The sequence below is a fragment of the Mycolicibacter senuensis genome, from assembly GCF_003284925.1.
Taxonomy (GTDB): Bacteria; Actinomycetota; Actinomycetes; order Mycobacteriales; family Mycobacteriaceae; genus Mycobacterium; species Mycobacterium algericum_A.
Window position 1 is genome coordinate 1 of record NZ_QMEX01000259.1, and the last position, 2,559, is coordinate 2,559.

The 2,559-nt window shown below is 72.2% G+C and carries 4 protein-coding genes; 2 read left to right on the forward strand and 2 right to left on the reverse strand.

What is annotated here, in order from left to right; translation table 11 throughout:
• Together DQP56_RS23800 and nei2 are read left to right on the forward strand one after the other, a co-directional pair.
• On the forward strand, positions 1-613 hold a 613-nt coding region (locus DQP56_RS23800; protein WP_435673909.1), incomplete at its 5' end, for an Lhr family helicase.
• Positions 613-1,374, forward strand: a complete 762-nt coding sequence (nei2, locus tag DQP56_RS23805) for an endonuclease VIII Nei2 (RefSeq protein ID WP_112689526.1) — start codon at positions 613-615, stop codon at positions 1,372-1,374. The genes DQP56_RS23800 and nei2, both read left to right, overlap by 1 nt.
• Positions 1,375-1,454: 80 nt before the next feature.
• On the opposite strand, the gene DQP56_RS24930 is transcribed toward nei2, so the two are convergent.
• Positions 1,455-1,772 carry a hypothetical protein gene (locus DQP56_RS24930; RefSeq protein WP_165825135.1) on the reverse strand — a complete coding sequence of 106 codons (318 nt, stop codon included), beginning with the start codon at positions 1,770-1,772 and terminating at the stop codon, positions 1,455-1,457.
• A 50-nt stretch (positions 1,773-1,822) separates the two neighbouring features.
• A partial coding sequence (locus tag DQP56_RS23815) for a pseudouridine synthase (RefSeq protein WP_234825809.1) occupies positions 1,823-2,559 on the reverse strand: 737 nt, incomplete at its 5' end.

Below are 2,559 nucleotides of genomic sequence, written 5' to 3' on the forward strand. Positions count from 1 at the left end.
CACCGCCGAGTTGCTGCTGCACCGCTACGGGGTGCTGACCCGCGGCGCGGTGGCCGCCGAGGCGGTGCCGGGCGGGTTCGCCGGCCTCTACAAGGTGTTGACGGCGTTCGAGGAGGCCGGCCGCTGCCAGCGCGGCTACTTCATCGAGTCGCTGGGCGCCGCCCAGTTCGCGCTGGCCTCGACGGTGGACCGGCTGCGCGGCTACCTCGACGGTGTCGACCCGACGCGCCGGGAGTATCACGCGGTAGCGCTGGCCGCCGCCGACCCGGCCAACCCGTACGGGGCGGCACTGGGCTGGCCGGCGCACCCCGGCACCGCCCGTCCGGGCCGCAAGGCGGGAGCGCTGGTGGTCCTGGTCGACGGCGAACTGGCCTGGTTCATCGAACGTGGCGGCCGCTCCCTGCTGAACTTCGCCACCGGAGCCGACGCCGCCGAGGTGCAGCGGGCCGCCGCCGGTGCGCTGGCCGGGCTTATCGCCGACCGCCGCGTCGACGGGCTGCTCGTCGAGCGGGTGGACGGTGTGGCGGTGCTGGAGATTCGCGATTCGCCGACGACGACGGCGCTGGCCGAGGCCGGATTCTCCCGTACCCCGCGGGGATTGCGGCTGCGCTGATGCCCGAGGGTGACACCGTCTTCCACACCGCGGCGGTGCTCGACGACGCGTTGACCGGAAAAATGTTGACCCGCTGCGATATCCGGGTCCCCCGCTACGCCGGCGTGGATCTCACCGGGCAGCGGGTGGATGAGGTGATCAGCCGGGGTAAGCACCTGTTCATCCGGGTCGGGCGCGCCAGCATCCACTCCCATCTGAAGATGGAGGGCAGCTGGCGGGTGAGCCCGCCGGGGAGAAGGGGCCCGCTCGACCATCGGGTGCGAATCATCTTGGAGGCCGGGCCCGTTCGCGCATCAGGCATCGACCTGGGCGTGCTGGAGGTGCTCGAGCGTGACCGCGACGCCGAGGCGGTCGCCCACCTGGGCCCGGACCTGCTCGGCCCCGATTGGGACCCGGACGCCGCGCTCGCCAACCTGCTGGCCGGCCCGGACCGGCCACTGGCCGCAGCCCTGTTGGATCAGCGGGTACTGGCCGGCATCGGCAATGTCTTCTGCAACGAATTGTGTTTCGTCGTCGGCCGATTGCCGACGTCCCCGGTTGCCGCGTTGGCCGATCCGGCCCGGCTGGTGGCCCGGGCCCGCGACATGCTGTGGGCCAATCGGCTGCGGTGGGCGCGCTGCACCACCGGAGACACCAGGCCGGGCCGGCAACTGTGGGTGTACGGCCGGGCCGGCCGGCCCTGCCGGCGCTGCGGCACCCGGGTGGAATCGGACAGCGCTGGCGGGCGCATCAGTTTCTGGTGCGCCGCCTGTCAGCGATGAACCGACGCCCGAGGCCCAGGGTGATGTCCTGGGCGTCGGGCGCCGATGTGTCTTAGCGAGGCGTTAGCGTCGCGGGCCGATCACGGCCAGCCGCCGCACCCCACACCGGGCAGGCAGCCGCCGCCACCGCCGGGACCACCGCCACCGGTCGGACCGCCCGGAATCTGGCCGCCGCCACCGCCGGGACCACCGCCACCGGTCGGACCACCGGGGGCTCCGGGCTCCCCCGGCGGCACACCGGGTTCCGGTTCCATCGGTGTGGTCTCCGTCGTGGTGGTTGTGGTCTCTGTCGTGGTGGTGCTGGTCGGGGCTTCTTCCTGGGTGCCGCTGCAACCCGCTGCGACCAGCGCCGCTGTGCTTCCGAGGACGGCGATCGCCATCCTGCCGTGTGCCTTCATCAGAATCAGACTCCCCTCTGCTCTGTCGTGCCTTGCTGTACCCGGCACGCTCAGCGCTGAAACGCGCGCCGGCTGACGAAGCAACGTCGCCGGTGAGTCAGCGGGTCGGTGAACTCGAGCCGTTGCGCCAGCAGTTGCAGCGGAGTGGAGAAGTCGTCGGGGGCGACCTCGACGATCTCCGGGTACAGCGGATCACCGTCGATCGGCAGGCCGAGCGAGGCCAGGTGCACCCGCAGTTGATGGGTACGGCCGGTACGCGGGGTGAGCCGGTAGCAGCCGTCTCCCAGCGCCTCGACCAGCGTTTCGGCGTTGGGTTCGCCGGGCTCCTCACGGGCCTGCAGGCAGCCGCGCCGCTTGATGATCCGGCTGCGCACCAGCCGCGGGAACTCGCCCACCGGCGGCGCCGACGACCGGGCCAGGTACTGCTTGCGCACCGCGCCGCGGGCGAACAGCGTCTGATAGGCCCCGCGCAATTCGCGGCGGGTGGTGAACAGCAGGACCCCGGCGGTGAGCCGGTCGAGCCGGTGCGCCGGACTCAGCTCGGGAAGCCCCAGCTCCCGGCGCAGCCGCACCAGTGCCGTCTGGGCCACGTGGCGGCCGCGGGGCATGGTCGACAGGAAGTGCGGCTTGTCGACCACCACAAGGTCGTCGTCGCGGTGCAGCACCGGGATCTCAAAGGGCACGGGCGTTTCGTCGGGCAGGTCGCGATAGAAGAAGACGTGGGCTCCGGCCGGCAGCACCGTCGTCTCGTCGATGACGGCGCCGTCGGCGGTCATCACCTCGCCGG

What these genes read in the sequence shown, in the direction of transcription:
- nei2 (WP_112689526.1), top strand. Translation starts at nt 613, where the DNA reads ATGCCCGAGGGTGACACCGTCTTCCACACCGCGGCGGTGCTCGACGAC.
- DQP56_RS24930 (WP_165825135.1), bottom strand. Translation starts at nt 1,772, where the DNA reads ATGAAGGCACACGGCAGGATGGCGATCGCCGTCCTCGGAAGCACAGCG.